The sequence below is a fragment of the Leifsonia sp. TF02-11 genome, assembly GCF_017565305.1.
In the GTDB taxonomy this organism is placed as follows: domain Bacteria; phylum Actinomycetota; class Actinomycetes; order Actinomycetales; family Microbacteriaceae; genus Leifsonia.
Window position 1 is genome coordinate 1 of sequence record NZ_JAGEKP010000009.1, and the last position, 16,336, is coordinate 16,336.

17 protein-coding genes and 1 pseudogene are annotated in these 16,336 nt (G+C 72.1%); 8 read left to right on the forward strand and 10 right to left on the reverse strand.

Going from position 1 to position 16,336, the window contains the following annotated elements; all coding sequences use genetic code 11:
• Both JNB50_RS13915 and JNB50_RS13920 read left to right on the forward strand, forming a co-directional pair.
• On the forward strand, positions 1–270 hold a 270-nt coding region (locus tag JNB50_RS13915; RefSeq protein WP_208040758.1), incomplete at its 5' end, for a transcriptional regulator.
• Between the two features lie 54 nt (positions 271–324).
• Positions 325–1,893: a long-chain fatty acid--CoA ligase gene (locus tag JNB50_RS13920; protein WP_208040759.1), complete on the forward strand. Its 1,569-nt coding sequence runs from the start codon at positions 325–327 to the stop codon at positions 1,891–1,893.
• A 19-nt stretch (positions 1,894–1,912) separates the two neighbouring features.
• Here JNB50_RS13920 and JNB50_RS13925 read toward each other — a convergent pair whose 3' ends face one another.
• Together JNB50_RS13925 and JNB50_RS13930 are read right to left on the reverse strand one after the other, a co-directional pair.
• Positions 1,913–2,323, reverse strand: coding sequence for a hypothetical protein (locus JNB50_RS13925; RefSeq protein ID WP_208040760.1), 411 nt, complete (start codon positions 2,321–2,323; stop codon positions 1,913–1,915).
• Between the two features lie 85 nt (positions 2,324–2,408).
• Positions 2,409–3,242 carry an aldo/keto reductase gene (locus JNB50_RS13930; RefSeq protein ID WP_208040761.1) on the reverse strand — a complete coding sequence of 278 codons (834 nt, stop codon included), beginning with the start codon at positions 3,240–3,242 and terminating at the stop codon, positions 2,409–2,411.
• Positions 3,243–3,280: 38 nt separating this feature from the next.
• Here JNB50_RS13930 and JNB50_RS13935 point away from each other — a divergent pair, with 38 nt between their 5' ends.
• Entirely contained in the window at positions 3,281–5,149 is a 1,869-nt protein-coding gene (locus tag JNB50_RS13935; protein WP_208040762.1) for a thioredoxin domain-containing protein, read from the forward strand.
• Positions 5,150–5,151: 2 nt separating this feature from the next.
• On the opposite strand, the gene JNB50_RS13940 is transcribed toward JNB50_RS13935, so the two are convergent.
• From JNB50_RS13940 to JNB50_RS13955, 4 genes are all read right to left on the reverse strand, one after another.
• Positions 5,152–5,763, reverse strand: coding sequence for a dihydrofolate reductase family protein (locus JNB50_RS13940; RefSeq protein ID WP_208040763.1), 612 nt, complete (start codon positions 5,761–5,763; stop codon positions 5,152–5,154).
• A 13-nt stretch (positions 5,764–5,776) separates the two neighbouring features.
• Positions 5,777–6,109: a hypothetical protein gene (locus JNB50_RS13945; protein ID WP_208040764.1), complete on the reverse strand. Its 333-nt coding sequence runs from the start codon at positions 6,107–6,109 to the stop codon at positions 5,777–5,779.
• Between the two features lie 313 nt (positions 6,110–6,422).
• Complete coding sequence (locus tag JNB50_RS13950; protein WP_208040765.1) at positions 6,423–7,313, reverse strand: aminodeoxychorismate lyase; 891 nt, start codon at positions 7,311–7,313, stop codon at positions 6,423–6,425.
• A gap of 94 nt (positions 7,314–7,407) precedes the next feature.
• Positions 7,408–7,701: an acylphosphatase gene (locus JNB50_RS13955; RefSeq protein ID WP_307794723.1), complete on the reverse strand. Its 294-nt coding sequence runs from the start codon at positions 7,699–7,701 to the stop codon at positions 7,408–7,410.
• A 20-nt stretch (positions 7,702–7,721) separates the two neighbouring features.
• On the opposite strand from JNB50_RS13955, the pseudogene JNB50_RS13960 reads away from it, so the two are divergent.
• A pseudogene (locus JNB50_RS13960) lies at positions 7,722–9,244 on the forward strand (methyltransferase).
• Between the two features lie 10 nt (positions 9,245–9,254).
• Here JNB50_RS13960 and JNB50_RS13965 read toward each other — a convergent pair.
• Positions 9,255–9,755 (reverse strand): metallophosphoesterase, encoded by a 501-nt coding sequence (locus tag JNB50_RS13965; protein ID WP_307794724.1) that lies wholly within the window; start codon positions 9,753–9,755, stop codon positions 9,255–9,257.
• A gap of 48 nt (positions 9,756–9,803) precedes the next feature.
• On the opposite strand from JNB50_RS13965, the gene JNB50_RS13970 reads away from it, so the two are divergent.
• Positions 9,804–10,835, forward strand: coding sequence for an aldo/keto reductase (locus JNB50_RS13970; RefSeq protein ID WP_208040767.1), 1,032 nt, complete (start codon positions 9,804–9,806; stop codon positions 10,833–10,835).
• Between the two features lie 61 nt (positions 10,836–10,896).
• Here JNB50_RS13970 and JNB50_RS13975 read toward each other — a convergent pair whose 3' ends face one another.
• Both JNB50_RS13975 and JNB50_RS13980 read right to left on the reverse strand, forming a co-directional pair.
• Positions 10,897–11,340, reverse strand: coding sequence for a hypothetical protein (locus JNB50_RS13975; RefSeq protein ID WP_208040768.1), 444 nt, complete (start codon positions 11,338–11,340; stop codon positions 10,897–10,899).
• 5 nt (positions 11,341–11,345) lie between these two features.
• Positions 11,346–11,939 carry an NADPH-dependent FMN reductase gene (locus JNB50_RS13980; protein WP_208040769.1) on the reverse strand — a complete coding sequence of 198 codons (594 nt, stop codon included), beginning with the start codon at positions 11,937–11,939 and terminating at the stop codon, positions 11,346–11,348.
• Between the two features lie 176 nt (positions 11,940–12,115).
• On the opposite strand from JNB50_RS13980, the gene JNB50_RS13985 reads away from it, so the two are divergent.
• The gene (locus tag JNB50_RS13985; RefSeq protein WP_208040770.1) at positions 12,116–12,421 is read left to right on the forward strand and encodes a hypothetical protein; all 306 of its coding nucleotides are present in this window, start codon (positions 12,116–12,118) and stop codon (positions 12,419–12,421) included.
• Between the two features lie 73 nt (positions 12,422–12,494).
• Positions 12,495–15,509 (forward strand): helix-turn-helix transcriptional regulator, encoded by a 3,015-nt coding sequence (locus JNB50_RS25555; protein ID WP_208040771.1) that lies wholly within the window; start codon positions 12,495–12,497, stop codon positions 15,507–15,509.
• A gap of 32 nt (positions 15,510–15,541) precedes the next feature.
• Here JNB50_RS25555 and JNB50_RS13995 read toward each other — a convergent pair whose 3' ends face one another.
• A complete protein-coding gene (locus JNB50_RS13995) occupies positions 15,542–15,958 on the reverse strand; it encodes a TraR/DksA C4-type zinc finger protein (protein WP_208040772.1) in 417 nt (138 codons plus the stop codon).
• A 71-nt stretch (positions 15,959–16,029) separates the two neighbouring features.
• Between JNB50_RS13995 and JNB50_RS14000 the strand changes: the two genes are divergently transcribed.
• Positions 16,030–16,320 carry a hypothetical protein gene (locus JNB50_RS14000; RefSeq protein WP_208040773.1) on the forward strand — a complete coding sequence of 97 codons (291 nt, stop codon included), beginning with the start codon at positions 16,030–16,032 and terminating at the stop codon, positions 16,318–16,320.
• Positions 16,321–16,336: the final 16 nt, after the last annotated feature.

Sequence of the window (16,336 nt, forward strand, 5' to 3'; positions counted from 1 at the left end):
GCAAGTATTTCGACCCCCCGGCTGCAGCTGCTGCTCGACACCACCGCTCGCAACCTGGCGACGCACCTCCGCAAGCTGGAGGACGCCGGCTACGTGGAGGTCGAGAAGGCGCACCGCGGCCGGGTGCCGGTCACCTACCTCGCGCTCACCACCACCGGCCGCCGCGCCTTCGAGGACTACACGGCCACCCTGCGCGGCATCCTCGGCGAACGGCTCGCGATGGGGGACATGCTCGCACCAACGGGGGCGTTGCGGGGCGTGGCGCGGTGACGTAGGTTTCCCTCAACCCGAACGGGTCCGTCAACGTCGACGAAGGAGCCCTCAATGCCTCACGGCTACGCCACCATGTCGGTCGCCAGCATCCTGGCCGAGACCGCCCACCGGATGCCGGACAATGTGGCGGTGATCTTCAACGGCCAAGAGATCGCCTATCGCGACCTCTGGGACCAGACCCGCAGCTACGCCGGCGCTCTCCGCGACCTCGGCGTTGGTCCGGACGACAAGGTCGCGCTCATGATCCCGAACGTCCCCGACTTCCCACGGGCGTACTACGGCGTGCTCGCGCTCGGTGCGGTCGTCGTCCCCATCCACGCGCTGCTCAAAGCCACGGAGATCGAGTACGTGCTGCGCGACTCCGGAGCGAAAGCACTGATCTGTGCGGCGCCGCTCCTGACCGAGGGCGCGAAGGGCGCGGCGCTCGCCGGCGTCGACACGCTCTCGGTGCTGGTCCCCGACGAGCTGGTCGAGCAGCTGCCGTTCCCGCGGCTGGAGGACCTGGCGGCGAACGCGGAGCCCGTCGCGACGTACGTTCCCCGTCATCCGATCGACACCGCGACGATCCTCTACACGAGTGGCACGACCGGAAAGCCGAAAGGCGCGGAGGGCTGCCACTTCTCGCTCATCGAGCAGGTGAACGTGCTCCTCAACGGCACGCTCGACCTCGAGCCGACCGACCGCATCCTCGGCTGCCTCCCGCTCTTCCACACCTTCGGCCAGACCTGTGTCATGAACATGGGCTTCCGCGCGGGCGCGGCCGTCGTGCTGGTGCCGAAGTTCGACCCGGCGACGGCCCTCCAACTGCTGAACGCGCACCGGTGCACCGTCATGACCGGGGTGCCCACGATGTACATCGCGCTGCTGGAGGCCGCCAAGACCAACCCGGAGCGGCCGCCGCTGCGCTACGGCATGAGCGGTGGCGCGGCCATCCCGGTCGCGGTCATCGAGCGCATGAAGGAGGTCTACGGCATCGACGTGCACGAAGGGTACGGACTCACCGAGACCTCGCCCGTCGCGTCGTTCAACCACCGAGGCCGCCCGACGCGTGTCGGCACCGTCGGCCAGCCCATCTGGGGCGTGGACGTCGAGATCGCCGACGCGGAGGTCGACGACGCCATCCGGTTGCTGCCGCGCGGCGAGCTCGGCGAGATCGTCGTGCGCGGCCACAACCTCATGAAGGGCTACCTCAACCTGCCGGAGGCCAACGCCGAGGCGATGGTCGACGGCTGGTTCCGTACCGGCGACCTCGGCACCAAGAGCGACGACGACTACATCACGATCGTCGACCGCAAGAAGGACATGATCGTGCGCAACGGCTACAACGTGTACCCGCGGGAGGTCGAGGAGGTGCTCTCGACCCACCCCGCGGTCGCGCTGGTCGCGGTGTTCGGCGTCGCGCACGACACGCACGGACAGGAGATCATGGCCGCGGTGACGCTGATGCCCGGCACGGAGGCCGCGCCGGAGGAGCTGATCGCCTACGCCCAGGAGCGCGTCGCCGCCTACAAGTTCCCGCGCAGGGTGGAGATCCTCGAGGTGCTGCCGCTCGGCCCGAGCGGCAAGGTGCTCAAGCGGGAGCTCGTGGCGCGCTTCGAGGAGCAGGCGCCGGTCGGCTGAGCGGCGGCTGCGGCGCGCCCTACGGCGCTGTGTCGAGCGTGCGCAGACGGTAGGACGAGTGGAGGTAGTACGCCGCGAGCAGGGCGTACGCGATGCACGCGACGGCCGGGACGAACGCCGTCTCCGGCTTGCTCGCGAGCGCTCCCACGCAGGAGATGAAGGCGAGCACCGCGAGCACGCCGCCCAGCCAGAAGCCGGCAGCGGGTCGGGCGGTGGCCCGCCACCACGGTCGCGGGTCTTCGCGGTTCTCCTCCGCTCCCCGGAAGGTGCGCGTGCCGACGAGCACGTACGCGACGTTGAGCACGGCGACGATCAGGACATCCAGCGACGCGTTGACGAGCCGGTCGATCACGAAGAAGTTGAGCGCCAGGATCAGGCCGAAGGCGCCCACGATGTAGATGATCTTCCCCGTGATCGACGTGATTCTCACGCTGCGAGCCTAGTCGGGGAACGCCTAAGGGCACGTCGTTGTCACTTTTTCGACAACGACGTGCCCTTCGGCATCGGAGCAGGTGTCAGTTGACCTCGTTCGGGTGCGCGCTCACGCGGCCCTCGCGCTCCATCGACGAGATCGCGGCGACCTCGTCGGCGGTCAGCTCGAAGTCGAAGACGTCGAAGTTCTCGGCCATGCGCTCGCGGCGGTTCGACTTGGGGAACACGATGTTGCCGGTCTGGAGGTGCCAGCGGATGACGACCTGGGCGGGCGTCTTGCCGTGTGCGGCCGCCGGGCCGGCGACCTCCGGGGCCTCGAACAGCGGGTATTTGCCCTGGCCGAGCGGACCCCACGCCTCGATCGCAATGCCGTGCTCGCGCGAGAAGGCCGTGACCTCGGGCTGCTGGTGGGCCGGGTGCAGCTCGATCTGGTTGACCGCCGGCACGATGTCGGTGTTCGCGAGCAGCTTGGTCAGGTGCGGAACCAGGAAGTTGGAGACGCCGATAGCCTTCGCACGGCCGGTCGCGTAGATCTTCTCCAGCGACTTCCACGCCTCGACGAAGGTGTCCTTCTCGGGGGTCGGCCAGTGGATGAGGTACAGGTCGACGTAGTCGAGGCCGAGCTTGGCGAGCGACTCGTCGAAGGCCGCTTCCGCGTCGGTCTGCCGGTCGTTCCAGAGCTTCGTGGTGATGAACAGCTCGTCGCGGGCGATGCCGGAGGAGGCGATCGCGGCGCCCACGCCCTCCTCGTTGCCGTAGATCGCGGCGGTGTCGATGTGGCGGTAGCCCACCTCGAGCGCGTCGGTGACGATGCGGGTGGTCTCGGCCGGGTCGACCTTGAACACGCCGAAGCCCAGCTGCGGGATCGTGGTGCCGTTGTTGAGGGTCAGGAGCGGAGTATTTGCGTGTGCAACCATATCGCCCAGCTTAGCAAGTGCGGCCGTAGGGTGAGCGCATGACGAACCGTCTCGCGGATGCGATCAGCCCGTACCTGCGCGCGCACGCCGACAATCCGGTCGACTGGTTCCCGTGGGGGCCGGAGGCGTTCGCGGAGGCCAGGCGGCGCGACCTGCCCGTGCTGATCTCGATCGGCTATGCGACCTGCCACTGGTGCCACGTGATGGCCAGGGAGAGCTTCAGCGACCCCGCGATCGCCGCGTTGCTCAACGAGCGCTTCGTCTCGATCAAGGTCGACAGGGAGGAGCACCCCGACGTCGACGCCGCTTACCTCTCGGCGGCGAGTGCCTTCACCGACGGCCTCGGCTGGCCGCTGACCGTCTTCGCCACCTCTACGGGGCGTGCGTTCTACGCCGGCACCTACTTTCCGCCGGTGGCGGCGGGAGGGCGTGCGTCGTTCCGCCAGATCCTCGACGCCGTCGGCGACGCCTGGGCGAACCGCCGAGCCGAGGTGGAGGCCGACGCCGGCCGGGTGGGGGAGGCGCTCGCCGCTGCCGCCGCCCGAGCGACCACGGTCTCCGACCTTCCCGACCAGCGGCGGCTCGACGCGGCCGTCGACCTCCTCGCCGAGACGGAGGACCCGCAGTTCGGCGGCTTCGGCGGAGCGCCGAAGTTCCCGGTCGCGCCGGTGCTCGGCTTCCTGCTCGAACGCGAAGCCGGGCATGACCTCGCCCACCGGACACTGCGGCGGATGGCGGAGTCGCCGCTGCGCGACCCGGTGGACGGCGGGTTCTTCCGTTACGCCACCCGGCGCGACTGGAGCGACCCGCACTACGAGCGGATGCTGTACGACAACGCGCAACTGCTCGACGCCTACGCGACGATGTGGGCGCAGACCGGGGAGCACCCGGCACGGCAGACCGCCGACGGCATCGCCGGGTTCCTGCTCGACGTGCTGCGCCGTCCCGGCGGCGGCTTCGCGTCGGCGCAGGACTCCGAGAGCGTGATCGACGGAGCCCGCGTGGAGGGCGAGTACTACCGCGTGTCCCCGGAGGTGCGCGCGCGGCTGCGGCCTCCCGCGATCGACGAGAAGGTGCTGACGGGCTGGAACGGCTTCGCGATCGCCGCGCTGGCCCGCGCCGGGCGCATCCTGGACCGGCCCGCCTGGATCGCGGCGGCCGGAGAGGCCGCACGCTTCGTGCTCGACACGCACCGGCGGCCCGACGGCACGCTCGGCCGTGCCTCGGTGTCCGGCCGCGTCTCCGACGCCGTCGCCACCCTGGAGGATTACGGGGGCCTCGCCTGCGGCCTCCTGGAGCTCGCCCTGGCGACCGGCGACGCGGAGGCCGCGTCCGATGCGCGCGACCTCGTGGACCTGTGCCTGGAGGCCGAACGCGGCGAGGACTGCCCGTTCGGCGTTCCGGGAGGCGGCGACTCCGTGTTGCAGTCGACCGGCCTCGCCGTGCGGGTCGACCCGTCGGAGGGTGCCTACCCGTCCGGTCTCACCGCGATGGCGGCGGCGGCGCACACCCTCTTCCTGATGACCGCGAACCGGGGCTACGAGCGAGCGGCGCGGGAGGCCATGCGGCTCGTCGCAGGGCCGGCGACGAGCGTGCCGAGCGCGTTCGGCGCCGCGCTGGCGCTGATGTCGCGCCTGGACGGCGAGGGGCGGCAGCTGGTGGTGGTGCGACCTGCCGGGAGCCCGGACGTCGGCGCAGGCCCCGACCCGGCCGGCCTCGTCGCGGCGGCCCGTCGGCATCCGGCCGACCTCGCGGCGATCGTCGACGAGACCAGTGCGGCCGCGCTCGCCGAGGCCGGCTTCGAGCTGTTCGAGGCCAGGACCGCCCGGGACGGCCTGCCGACGGCATACCTCTGCCGCGACTTCGTCTGCCGGCTGCCGGTCACCTCACCGGCCGAGCTGGCCTGAGCTCAGCGCACGACCCGGTAGGTCAGGTGGGCGACCTCCGGCGTCACCCGCGAACGCAGCAGTTCCAGCTGCAGCGGAGGCACCCGGTCGAAGACGCGCTCCCCGGCGCCGAGCGTGAGCGGCACGACGTGCAGCCGCAGCTCGTCGACGACGCCCGCCCACAGCGCCTGGTTGAGCGTCTCCGGCCCCCCGGCGATCGCGACGTCGGCCTCCCCGGCGACGGCGCGCGCCCGGTCGGCGGCCGCGTGGATGCCGTCGGTGACGAACTCGAAGGTCGTCCCGCCCTCCATCACCACGGGCTCCCGCGGGTAGTGCGTCAGGACGAAAACCGGCGCGTGATACGGAGGGTCGTCGCCCCACCAGCCGCGCCAGTCGGACAGGTCGCCCCCGGCCGGCCAGTCGCCCCGCACCGGCCCGAACATGTTGCGGCCCATCACGAAGGCGCCCGCCGCGGTGATCGCGGCGATCTCCTCGACATGCTCGTCGGCGTACTCGAACATCCACGTGTGCAGTCGCTCGATCCCGTTCTCGCCGAGCGGGAACTCGCGGGACTGATTGGGGCCGGCGGCGAAGCCGTCGAGCGACACGGCGATATCGGCGGTGACGATGCCCATGCCGCCAGGTCTACTACGCGCGCTCCACCTTGTCGAGCATCCCCCAGACGGCTTCGCTCAGCTCGGGATGCTCCAGGGCGATGCGGCGGAGCACGCCGAACTCGAACCGGGTGTAGGTGTCGCGCCCGGCGGCGGGATGGTGGGCCCTGGACTGCTCTTCGGCCAGGTCGAAATCCTCGATCGCTCCTGCGCGGAGCGAGATGACGACCTGCTCGTCGACGCTCGGGAGGTCGGGGATGAAGTGCCAGGGGTCTTCGCCGGCGCGGCACCGGTGCTCGATGATCGCGGCCAACTCGTCGCGCGCCTGCTGGCGCAGCACTTCGATGCTCCTCGGGACCTGGTCCACGTCGCCCTCCTCTGCTGCGCCTCTGTTTCCCCATAACGGCGGTCCCGGCGTCGTCGCCGGCACGGTGCGTACAGCCTAGGCGGCGAATGCATGCACCGCGAATCGGGGTGTAACGCACAGTCCACGTGCGGGTGAACAGTGGGCGGCGCCGGGCCGCACGTCCGCTGCGCCGTTGCGCCCGTCGGCAACGGAGGAGATCCGGGTGAGCGCAGCCGGAACCTCCTCCGTTCGCTGCGACACACCGGGGCAACGCCCGGGATGTCCTCCGTTGGCTACGTATGGGGCCGGTGCCGACGACGGGCGCCGAGCGCGGTCAGTGGGTCCGCGACAGCAGGTAGCGGTTCAGGTCGGCCGTCAGCTCCGCGTCCACCGAGTACTCGCGGCCGTCAAGGTGCGTGATCGGCGCCGCCTGGCGGACGCTGGAGACCAGCCAGAGCGCGTCGGCCGCCTCCAGTTCGTCCACGGTGATGTGCCGGTACTCCGTCGCGTAGCCGCGCTCCTCGAAGAACGCGAACACCGCCGCCTGCGTGGTGCCGGCGAGGATTCCCTGGTCGGTCTGCGGGGTGCGGACGACCCCGTCGGCGAGCAGGATGACGTTGGAGGTCGGCCCCTCCAGCGCGAAGCCGTCGGAGCTGATGAAGATCACGTCGTCGGCGCCGCGGCGGGCGGCCTCCCGCTGGGCCGCGCGGTTGACGGCGTACGACAGGCTCTTCGCGCCGGCCAGCAGCCAGGGGGAGGTCTCGGCGACGTCGTGCCGCAGGCCGCGGTCGAGCGCGACGACCGAGATGCCGAGCCGCTGCCGAGTGAAGTCCTCGCCCTCGTCGACGAAGATCCAGCCGCTGGGTGTGCCCGTTCCCTCGACGCCGCGCGTGTAGATGAGCTTGGCGAAGAGCTCGCCGCCGTCGCCGTTGCGCGACCGGTAGTCGGCGATGCCCGCCAGCACGGCTTCGTGCCAGACGTGCTCGGCCGGGGCGGGGAGGTCGAGCAGGTCGGCGGAGTGCGCGAGACGCATCAGGTGCGGGCCGAGGGCCTGCGGGTGGCCGTCGATGACGGCGATCGTCTCGAAGACGCCGTCGCCGCGGGTCACGGCGAGATCGGTGATGCGCACCTGCGGGGCGTCGAAGTCGGCGAGGGCGAAGCCCGGGTCGCCGGGAGCGGGCTCGCCGGTCGGCGCGGTGATGGTCAGCAGGGTTGCGCGGGTCATGGCCCTATTGTGCCCCCGCCGGTCGCGGGTGTCAGGCGTGGCCCGCGTGGCGGGCCGCCCGCCGCGTGTACCGCGCCTACCGCGCCTACCGCGCCTACTCCGTCTGGCGGATGCGGAACGCGTCGTCCCCGTCGGGTACGGCGTCCGACACCCGCACCTCGGCGACCGCGCTGCCGGGAGGGCCGGAGCGCAGCCACGCGACCATGCGCTCGACGCTCGCGGGCTCGCCCTCGACCTCCACTTCGACGCTGCCGTCGGCCCGGTTGCGGGCCCAGCCGGTCACGCCGAGCCGGTGCGCCTGCTCGCGGGCGCTCCAGCGGAATCCGACGCCCTGCACCATCCCGGTCACCACGGCTCGCCTGCGTACGATGCTCTCTCGGGGGTTCACAGCGCCCATTGTGCTCCTGCTTGAATGGTTCCGTGCGTTCTGCAGCCGTCTCCGCCCTCCGCTCCGATCTTCGTGCCGCCGGCTTCACGGTCGACGCGCTCACCGGCCTGTGGGGAGAGTCGGCGTCCGCCGCACTGTTCCGCGGTCGGCGGGTGCCGGCCGAGCGGGCGCTCGCGGCTGCGGAGGCCGGCCCGCTGGGGACGCTCGCCGCACTCTTCGTGCTCGGCAGGCCCGTGCCGCGCGTCGACGCCGCCGCGGCCTTCCCGGCGCTCGGCATCGCGGGAGCAGCGGAGCTCGGTCTGGTGCGCGACGGCGAGTCGGTCGCGCCCGCCGTCGACCTCCGGCCGTACGCCTTCGTCGACTCCATCGGGCCGGCCGAGTGGTGGATCGTGTCCGACCTCGGCGAGCTGGCGCTCGGCGGCGCGCTGCCGGAGGACCACGTCCTCGGCGTCGGCGGGGCCTCCTTGACGCTCAGCGGCCTGATGCGCAGCGGCCCGTGCGCAGCGCCCTCGACCTCGGGACGGGTTGCGGCATCCAGGCCCTGCACGCCTCCCGTCACGCCGAGCGCGTCGTCGCGACCGACATCTCCGAACGCGCGCTGCAACTCGCCGCAGTGAACGCCGAGCTCAACGAGGTCGACGGCATCGAGTTCCGGCTCGGCAGCCTGTTCGAGCCGGTGGTCGGTGAGCTGTTCGATCACATCGTGTCCAACCCGCCCTTCGTCATCACGCCGCGCGTGGAGGGCGTGCCCGCCTACGAGTACCGCGACGGCGGGATGGTCGGCGACGCCCTGGTCGCCGCGTTCGTCGCGGGCTGCGGCGACCACCTGACCCCGGGCGGCGTCGCCCAGCTGCTCGGCAACTGGGAGTACCGCGGCACCGGCGACGCGCTCGAGCGAGTGCGCGGCTGGGTCGACGACGCGGCGCAGCCGCTGGACGCCTGGGTGATCGAGCGCGACACCGAAGACGCGGCGCAGTACGCGGAGACGTGGATCCGCGACGGCGGCACGCGACCGGGAACGCCGGCGTTCGACCGGCTCGAGAACGCGTGGCTCGACGACTTCGAGGCGAGGGACGTGCGGGAGGTCGGCTTCGGCTACGTCCTGCTGCGACGGGCCGACGGCCTCCCGACGCTCCGCCGGTTCGAGCGCAGGCACGGGGCGCTCGGTGCGAACGAGGCGGGGCTCGGCGCGCACCTCGACGCGTGCCTGGCCGCGCACGACGCACAGGCGGCGCTCGACGACGACGCTCTGGCCGCGCTCCGGCTCACGGTCGCACCCGATGTGACGGAGGAACGGCACCTGTGGCCGGGAGCCGACGCTCCGACCGCGATCCTGCTGCGCCAGGGCGGCGGCTTCGGGCGGGTCGTCTCGGCCGACACGGGCCTGGCCGCGCTCGTGGGCGCCTGCGACGGCGAGCTGAGCGTCGGAGCGATCGTCGCCGCCCTCGCGCAGCTCCTCGAGGTCGACGAGGCCGCGCTGCGCGCCGACCTCCTGCCCGCCGTCCGAGCGCTGCTCACCGACGGCCTCCTCACTCTCCCGTAACCGGGGGTGCTCAGCGCAGGGGAAGTGCGACGAGGCGCACGGCGATGAGTCGGGCGTCCGCGACCTCGGCGGTCAGGTACGTGCACGCCGGCTGGCGGCGGCGGTCCGTGGGCGACCCGGGGTTCAGGAGGCGCAGGCCGCCCGAGGTGACGCTGTCCCACGGGATGTGCGAGTGGCCGAAGACGAGCACGTCCGTGTGCGGATAGTCGCGCTCGCAGCGCTGCTCGCGCCCGGCGGCCGGCCCGGTCTCGTGCACCACGGCGAACCGCACGCCGTCGAGTTCGGCGCGCGCGGCCTCCGGCAGCCGGCGGCGCAGCGAGGGTCCGTCGTTGTTGCCCCACACGCCGATGAGCCGGCGCGACCGCTCCTCGAGCAGGTCGAGCGTCGCGTCGTCGACCCAGTCGCCTGCGTGGATCACCACGTCGGCCTCGTCGATTGCGGCGAGCACCGGAGCGGGCAGCACCCGCGCGCGCTTCGGGATGTGCGTGTCCGAGAGCATCAGCAGCTTCACGGTGGCAAACGGTAGGCGAAATCGCCGCCCGAGGCTAGCGTCGAGAGCATGGACCTCAGGACCCTCGGTAACAGCGGAACGATCGTGTCCGCTTTCGCACTCGGCACGATGACCTTCGGAGCGGAGGCCGACGAGACCACCTCGCACGCCATTCTGGAGCGCTACCTCGACGCCGGCGGCACCTTCGTCGACACCGCGGACGTCTACAGCTCCGGCGCGTCCGAGTCGATCATCGGGCGGTGGCTGGCCCGCAACCACGGCCGTCGCGACGGCATCGTCATCGCCACAAAGGGCCGGTTCCCGATGGGGGAGGGGTCGAACGATCTCGGCCTCTCGCGCACCCACCTGCGCAGGGCGCTCGACGACTCCCTGCGCCGGCTGGGCGTGGACAACATCGATCTCTACCAGCTGCACGCCTGGGACGCCCTCACCCCGCTCGACGAGACCCTCCGGTTCCTGGACGACGCGGTGTCCGCCGGCAAGATCAGCTACTACGGTTTCTCGAACTACCTCGGCTGGCAGCTGACCAAGGCCGTCGCCGTGGCCGACGGCTACGGGTTCGTGCCTCCGGTGACGCTGCAGCCGCAATACAGCCTCCTGGTGCGCGGCATCGAGCACGAGATCGTGCCGGCGGCCGTCGACGCCGGGATCGGGCTGCTGCCCTGGTCTCCGCTCGCGGGCGGCTGGCTGAGCGGCAAGTACCGCCGCGACCAGGCGCCGACGGGTGCCACCCGACTGGGCGAGAACCCGAAGCGGGGCATGGAGGCCTTCGACGCCCGCAACGCCGACCCGCGCACCTGGGAGATCATCGACGCCGTTCAGGCCGTCGCGGACGAGACAGGGGCGAGCATGTCGCAGGTCGCGCTCGCCTGGCTGGTCGACCGTCCCGCCGTGACCAGCGTGATTCTCGGCGCGCGCACGGTCGAGCAGCTCGACGACAACCTCGCCGCGGCCGAGCTGGTCCTGAGCGACGAGCAGGTGGCCCGGCTGGACGAGGTGAGCACTCCCCGCGCCGAGGTGTACCCCTACGGCCCGCAGGCGGTCGCGCAGCGGCACCGCAAGCGCGAGGGCGGCCGCTGACCCCGCGTCGTCAGCGGGGCGCAGAGCCTGGGCTCACCCCGGCAGCATCACTCCGGCAGCGTCACTCCGGCAGCGCCGAGAGCTCTTCGACGAACCCCACTGCGGCCTCCTCCACCGCGGCCGTCCGCAGGCGGAGGCCGAGCACGACGTCCGTCGTGCGGCGCGGCTGCCCGGGCGGCGGCGGGCTGTCATCGGGGTCCGACATCCCGAGCACCGACACGCGCAGCTCCACGCCACCGCCCGGCACACGCCGACCCGCGAGCGACAGTGCGGGCGAGCGGAAGGTGAGTGCGGTCCACTCGTCGGCGCCGAGGGTGAGGTCGCCGGGCAGGCCGGCCAGCCAGGCTCCCAGACCTGTCGCCTCGTCGCGGGTCAGCAGGTCCCCGGTGAGCGTCCAGCGGCGGTCGCCGTCTGCGGCGTCGACCTGCAGCGCGAGCGCATCGCCATCCGAGCGGAGCGGGTGCACCTCGAGGCTGCGCGTCGCGTCGGCGTCCTCCAGGAGCATGCCCGTTACTGGGGCGCCGGCACGACGGTCAGCACCCTCTCGATGTACTCGAAGAACGACACCATGAACCCGCGGAGGAAGGCCTCCGTCGACTCGTCGCTGACGACACCGTCGTCGTCGATCAGCCCGGGGCGCAGCTGGATGTAGGCCTCAGGCGCGTTCATCTGCGGCGCCTGCAGGAAGCTGAGCACGCTGCGCAGCTGCTGCTGGGCCACGGCGGTGCCGATCGCTCCCGTGGAGGCCCCGATCACCGCGGTCGCCTTGCGCGCGATCACGTTCTCCCCGTAGGGCCGGCTCGCCCAGTCGATCGCGTTCTTGAGAGCGCCCGGAATGGACCGGTTGTACTCGGGCGTGACGAACAGCAGCGCCTCCTGCGCGGCGATCGTCGCTTTGTAGTCGCGCGCCACCTGCGGGAAATCGCCGTCGAAGTCGCGGTTGTAGAGGGGGAGGTTCCCGATCTCGATCTCGGTGAACGACAGTTCGTCGGGGGCGAGGCGGAGGAGCGCCTTCGACAGTCTGCGGTTGATCGAGGCCGACGAGAGGCTGCCGACGAAGTAGCCGACGCGATAGGGAGGCTGGAGCTCGTTGATCGTTGCCATGACGTCAGCTTGCTCCGCCGGTCGCGCGGTGTCGACCCCTGCCGTCCGTACCCGGGCCGGGGCGGCGGTCTGAGGCGGGAGGTGGCCGGAATAGGGCATCTTCCCGATGTGGGAGGGGGTCCTTAGCGACGAGTCTGAGGGAGTCGAAGAAAGCAGTGGAACGAAGGGTGAGGATCATGATGCTGTCCGAGGAGTTCGTCGCAGGTCGTGTGTTCGCGGGGGACGCCCGCCGGGCCGAGCAGGAGCGCGAGCTGGCGCGCCGCGGCCGCGAGCAGCAGGCGGAGCGCCGGGCCGAGCGCCTGGTCGAGCGCGCTGCCCGGAGCATGAAGCGGCACGCAGGGGAGGTCGCCGGGGCGGATGCTGTGAGCGGGGTCCTTCCTGCGGCAGAGCCCGTGCGGGAGCCCGCCGTGGAGCCGCACGCCGAGTCCGTTGCGGAGCCGCTCCCCGAGTCGCGGCGCGAGCTGGCCCACGCCGCGCGATGACGGCGGTTCTGCCCTGCGCGAAGCCCGGCGGGGAGAGGGTGAGGATGTCGGTGGTGCGTGGCACGATGATGCCATGCGATCACCGGCGTCCAGCCCCACGATGATCGGGCGCGAGTCCGATCTCGAGGCGCTGCGCGACGAGCTCCGAGCCGTCGAGGGCGGTGCCGTCGAGCAGGGCGGCGCCCTGCGCGCGGTCGTCATCGGGGGAGAGGCGGGCATTGGAAAGTCCCGGTTGCTCGCGGAGTTCCTCGCCGAGGCCGAGGGATCCGCGACGGTGCTCCTGGGGCGCTGCGTCGACCTCGGCAACGACGGTGCACCGTACGCTCCGTTCGCGAGCATCCTGCGCAGGCTGATCGAGCTGCGCGGGCTCGACAGCGTGCTCGCCGCGGCGGGGCACGGCGCGGGAGTGCTCCCGGTGCTCCTCCCTGAGCTCGCCGACGACTCGGCGGTGCCCGCTCGCACGGGCGCCGAGCGTCTGTACGAGCTCGTCACGGTGCTGCTCGAGACGCTGTCCGTCGAGCGACCGCTCGTGCTCGCCGTCGAGGACATCCACTGGGCAGACTCCGCCACGCTCGAGCTGCTCCGGTTCATCGTGCGGATGGCCGAGCGCGGTCGCATCCTCGTGTTGCTCAGCTACCGCAGCGACGAGGTCGGGCGCGGCCATCCGCTGCGGTCGTATCTCGCCGAGCTGGAGCGCACCCGCCGGGTGACCCGCTGGGAGATCTCCCGGCTCGGCCGCGACCAGGTGGAGGCGCTGATCGCCCGGCTGCTCGGCTGCCGACCCGATGCCGCGACGGTCGACCGCGTCTACCAGATGAGCGAGGGCGTCCCGTTCTTCGTCGAAGAGCTCACCGGCATCGACGGCCTAGCCACGGGCGAAGACCTCCCCGAGACGCTCCGCGAGCTCCTCCTCGCCCGTTTCGAGAAGCTCAGCGAGCCGACCCAGCAGTTGCTGCGCCTGGCCTCGGCCGGCGGGGTCTGCGTCGACCACGAGCTGCTCAGCGCGGTCTTCGACGGCACCGCCGACGAACTCGACGCGGCCGCCCGCGAGGCGGTGGTCGCCAACGTGCTCGCGGCCGACACCACCGAGTACACCTTCCGTCACGCGCTCGTGCGCGAGGCGATCCACGCCGACCTGCTCCCGGGCGAGCGCAGCAGGTACCACCGCCGGTTCGCCGAGGCGCTGGAGGCGGGCCCGCAGCGCTCCGCGACGCAACTCTCCACCCACTGGCTCGCGGCGCACGACCTGCGACGGGCGTTCATCGCGTCGCTGGAGGCGATGGAGGAGGCGCGGCGCTCCTATGCCTATGCGACGGCGGCCGCCCTGGGCGACCGTGCTCTCGAGCTGTGGGACAGCGTGCCGGACGCCCAAGAGCTCGGAACGCGGGTGCTCGGCGTCACCAGCCGCACCGAGCTGCTGTCGCGCACCGCGTCGGCGCTGCGCAACGCAGGAGACAACGAGCGTGCCCTTGCGATGGTGAGCGCCGCCCTCGAATCCGCTCGCGACCTCCCGCCCGCCCAGCACGCCCGGCTGCTGCGCGACAAGGCGCAGTACCTGATGAACCTCAACCGGCCGGGCGTGATCGAGTTGTTCCAGCGCGCGCTCGAAGTCGTGCCCGCGGGGGTGCTCCCCGCCGCCGACGGCCTTCGGCCGCAGTTGCTCACCGAACTCGCAGCCCGCTACATGCTGGCCGCCCGCTTCGACGAAGCCGTCGCGCTCACCTCCCAAGCCGTCGAAGAAGCGGGGGCCGACGCGAAGGCCCTGCTCTCGATCGCGCACAACATCCGCGGCAGCTCGCTGGTGGCGGCCGGCTCCATCGACCGCGGCCTTGCCGAGCTCGACGAGGCAGGCCGGCTGGCAGAGCACGATCCGGGAGCCGCGCTGCGCTACGCGGTCAACGCCTCGGACGCGATGAACACGCTGGGTCGCTATGACGAGGCCGTGCGCCTCGCCGAGCGCGGCGTCCGCGAGGCGCGGGCGCGCGGCGTGGAGCGCACCTCGGGCGTCATCCTCTCGTCGAACACGGTGGAGCCGCTGCTCGCACTCGGCGAGCTCGATCGTGCGGAGGCGATGCTCGATCCGGCGCTCGCGCTCGATCCGCCGCCGAGCTTCCGCGCGCACCTGCAGCGCATGAAGCTGTGGATCACCCTGTGGCGAGGCGACCTCGACACGGCGGATGCGCTGTTGCGCCGTTGGCACGGCGGGCTGCGCACGCTCGGTGAACTCGAAGTGCAGTCCGAGCTGGGGGTCGCCCGGCTGGCCGCCGAGCTGGCGATCGCGCGCGGCGACCACCTCGCGGCCTGGGAGGCGACCGCGCCCGTGCGCTCGGACACGCACCGCCGGCTGCCGGCCTCCGACCTCCCGGTGCTCGCCGCGGCGGCGCGGGCGCTCGCCGACGGCGCGTTCCGAGCCGCGCGCGATGGCGCTGCCTCGAGCGGCTCCGACGGCCCCGAAGGCGTCGGTGGTCTCGACATCGTGGAGGAGGTCGCCAGGATCGATGGAGTGCTCGCGGCCATCGAAATGTGGCCAACCGCCGTCGCGTGGGGGCCGGTGATCCGGGCGGAACTCGCGACGGCCCTGGCTGCCGGGGAGGCCGGAGACGGCTCGGACGGGGCTTCCGGCGCCGAGCGCTTCGCCGCAGCGCGCGCTGCCTGGCGGGTCGCGATCGACGCGACGTCGTCGTCGCTGGCGCCCGCGCACCTCCACCCGTACGCCCTGGTGCGCGCGGCCCGTGTCGCTCGTGCCGCCGGCGACAGCGGCGCCGTCGAGCAGCTCGCCGCCGCGGCCCGCGTCGAGTCGGAGCGCTCGGGTTTCGGCCTCCTCACTCAGGCCGCGACGGTTCTCGCGTCGTCGCGGAGCGTCCGCGCCGGGCACGGCTCTGTGGCCGTCGGCCCAGGGGCGCCGCTGACCGAGCGCGAGGAGCAGGTGCTCGCCCTCATCGAGCAGGGCCTCAGCAACAAGCAGATCGGCGAGGCACTGTTCATCTCCGCCAAGACCGCAAGCGTCCACGTGTCCAGCATCCTGCGCAAAGTCGGCGCCTCAAGCCGCACCGAGGCGGTCTACCGCGCCTCCCGACCGGCGCGCTGACGCTCGGGTCGCGCGGCGCTCAGCCGCCGTCCTCAGCGCTCGGCTGCGATCGCGCAGACGATGCAGAGCTCGGTCGTCGGGCGAGCTTCGAGTCGTTGCACGCCGATCGCGCGGCCGCAGGAGGCGCACGTGCCGTAGCGTCCCACCCGGATGCGCTCCCGTGCGGCATCGACGGCCGCGATGTCGGCGGCTGTCTCCGAGCGGAGGGCCTGCAGTCGGCTCCATTCCGCGCTGAGCGTCGGACCCTCCGGGTCGTGCTCGTCGTCGGCGGTGGACTCCGACCGTGACGACAGCAGGCTGCCCAGCGCCTCGGCGTGCCGTTGCGACTCGGCGACGTCCCCCTGGCGTCGCTCGTCCAGCATTCTGTCGAAGCGATCCAGCTCGTCGATCGTCAGCCCTGCGTCCTGGATGATGTAGAGCTCTCGTGTGTCCGGTGATTCGGTGTGCATGCGCGCACCCCCTTCCGATCCCGTCGTGTCAGCGTACGTCATGGTAGGCCTGCGCCCCGTAGGCTCGGCGCGTGCCCTCGTTTCGTGTGATCATCCCTGTCGGGCGGCTGCGCGGTGACGCGCAGGCCACCTCCATCGAGCCCGCCGCCGCGGCGGCCGCCGCCGAGCTGACGACCGTGGAGGCGACGAGCGTCGACGTCGTCAGCCGCGAGGCGCGGCTCACCGTGCGGTTCACGGCCGATCGCGCGGCCGACGCGCTGCGTGTCGCCGAGCACACCGTCGCGGCCGTCCAGGTGCTCGCCGAGACGGGCGACTGGCGGCTCACCGAGCGTGTCGGCGGGCGCTGGTTCCGCCGCGCCTGAGCCGCGGCGCGAGTTG

Excerpts from the sequence above, each read along its gene's own strand:
- JNB50_RS13920 (WP_208040759.1), top strand. The coding sequence starts at position 325 with ATGCCTCACGGCTACGCCACCATGTCGGTCGCCAGCATCCTGGCCGAG.
- JNB50_RS13930 (WP_208040761.1), bottom strand. The coding sequence starts at position 3,242 with ATGGTTGCACACGCAAATACTCCGCTCCTGACCCTCAACAACGGCACC.
- JNB50_RS13935 (WP_208040762.1), top strand. The coding sequence starts at position 3,281 with ATGACGAACCGTCTCGCGGATGCGATCAGCCCGTACCTGCGCGCGCAC.
- JNB50_RS13940 (WP_208040763.1), bottom strand. The coding sequence starts at position 5,763 with ATGGGCATCGTCACCGCCGATATCGCCGTGTCGCTCGACGGCTTCGCC.
- JNB50_RS13950 (WP_208040765.1), bottom strand. The coding sequence starts at position 7,313 with ATGACCCGCGCAACCCTGCTGACCATCACCGCGCCGACCGGCGAGCCC.
- JNB50_RS13970 (WP_208040767.1), top strand. The coding sequence starts at position 9,804 with ATGGACCTCAGGACCCTCGGTAACAGCGGAACGATCGTGTCCGCTTTC.
- JNB50_RS13975 (WP_208040768.1), bottom strand. The coding sequence starts at position 11,340 with ATGCTCCTGGAGGACGCCGACGCGACGCGCAGCCTCGAGGTGCACCCG.
- JNB50_RS13980 (WP_208040769.1), bottom strand. The coding sequence starts at position 11,939 with ATGGCAACGATCAACGAGCTCCAGCCTCCCTATCGCGTCGGCTACTTC.
- JNB50_RS13985 (WP_208040770.1), top strand. The coding sequence starts at position 12,116 with ATGATGCTGTCCGAGGAGTTCGTCGCAGGTCGTGTGTTCGCGGGGGAC.
- JNB50_RS25555 (WP_208040771.1), top strand. The coding sequence starts at position 12,495 with ATGCGATCACCGGCGTCCAGCCCCACGATGATCGGGCGCGAGTCCGAT.
- JNB50_RS13995 (WP_208040772.1), bottom strand. The coding sequence starts at position 15,958 with ATGCACACCGAATCACCGGACACACGAGAGCTCTACATCATCCAGGAC.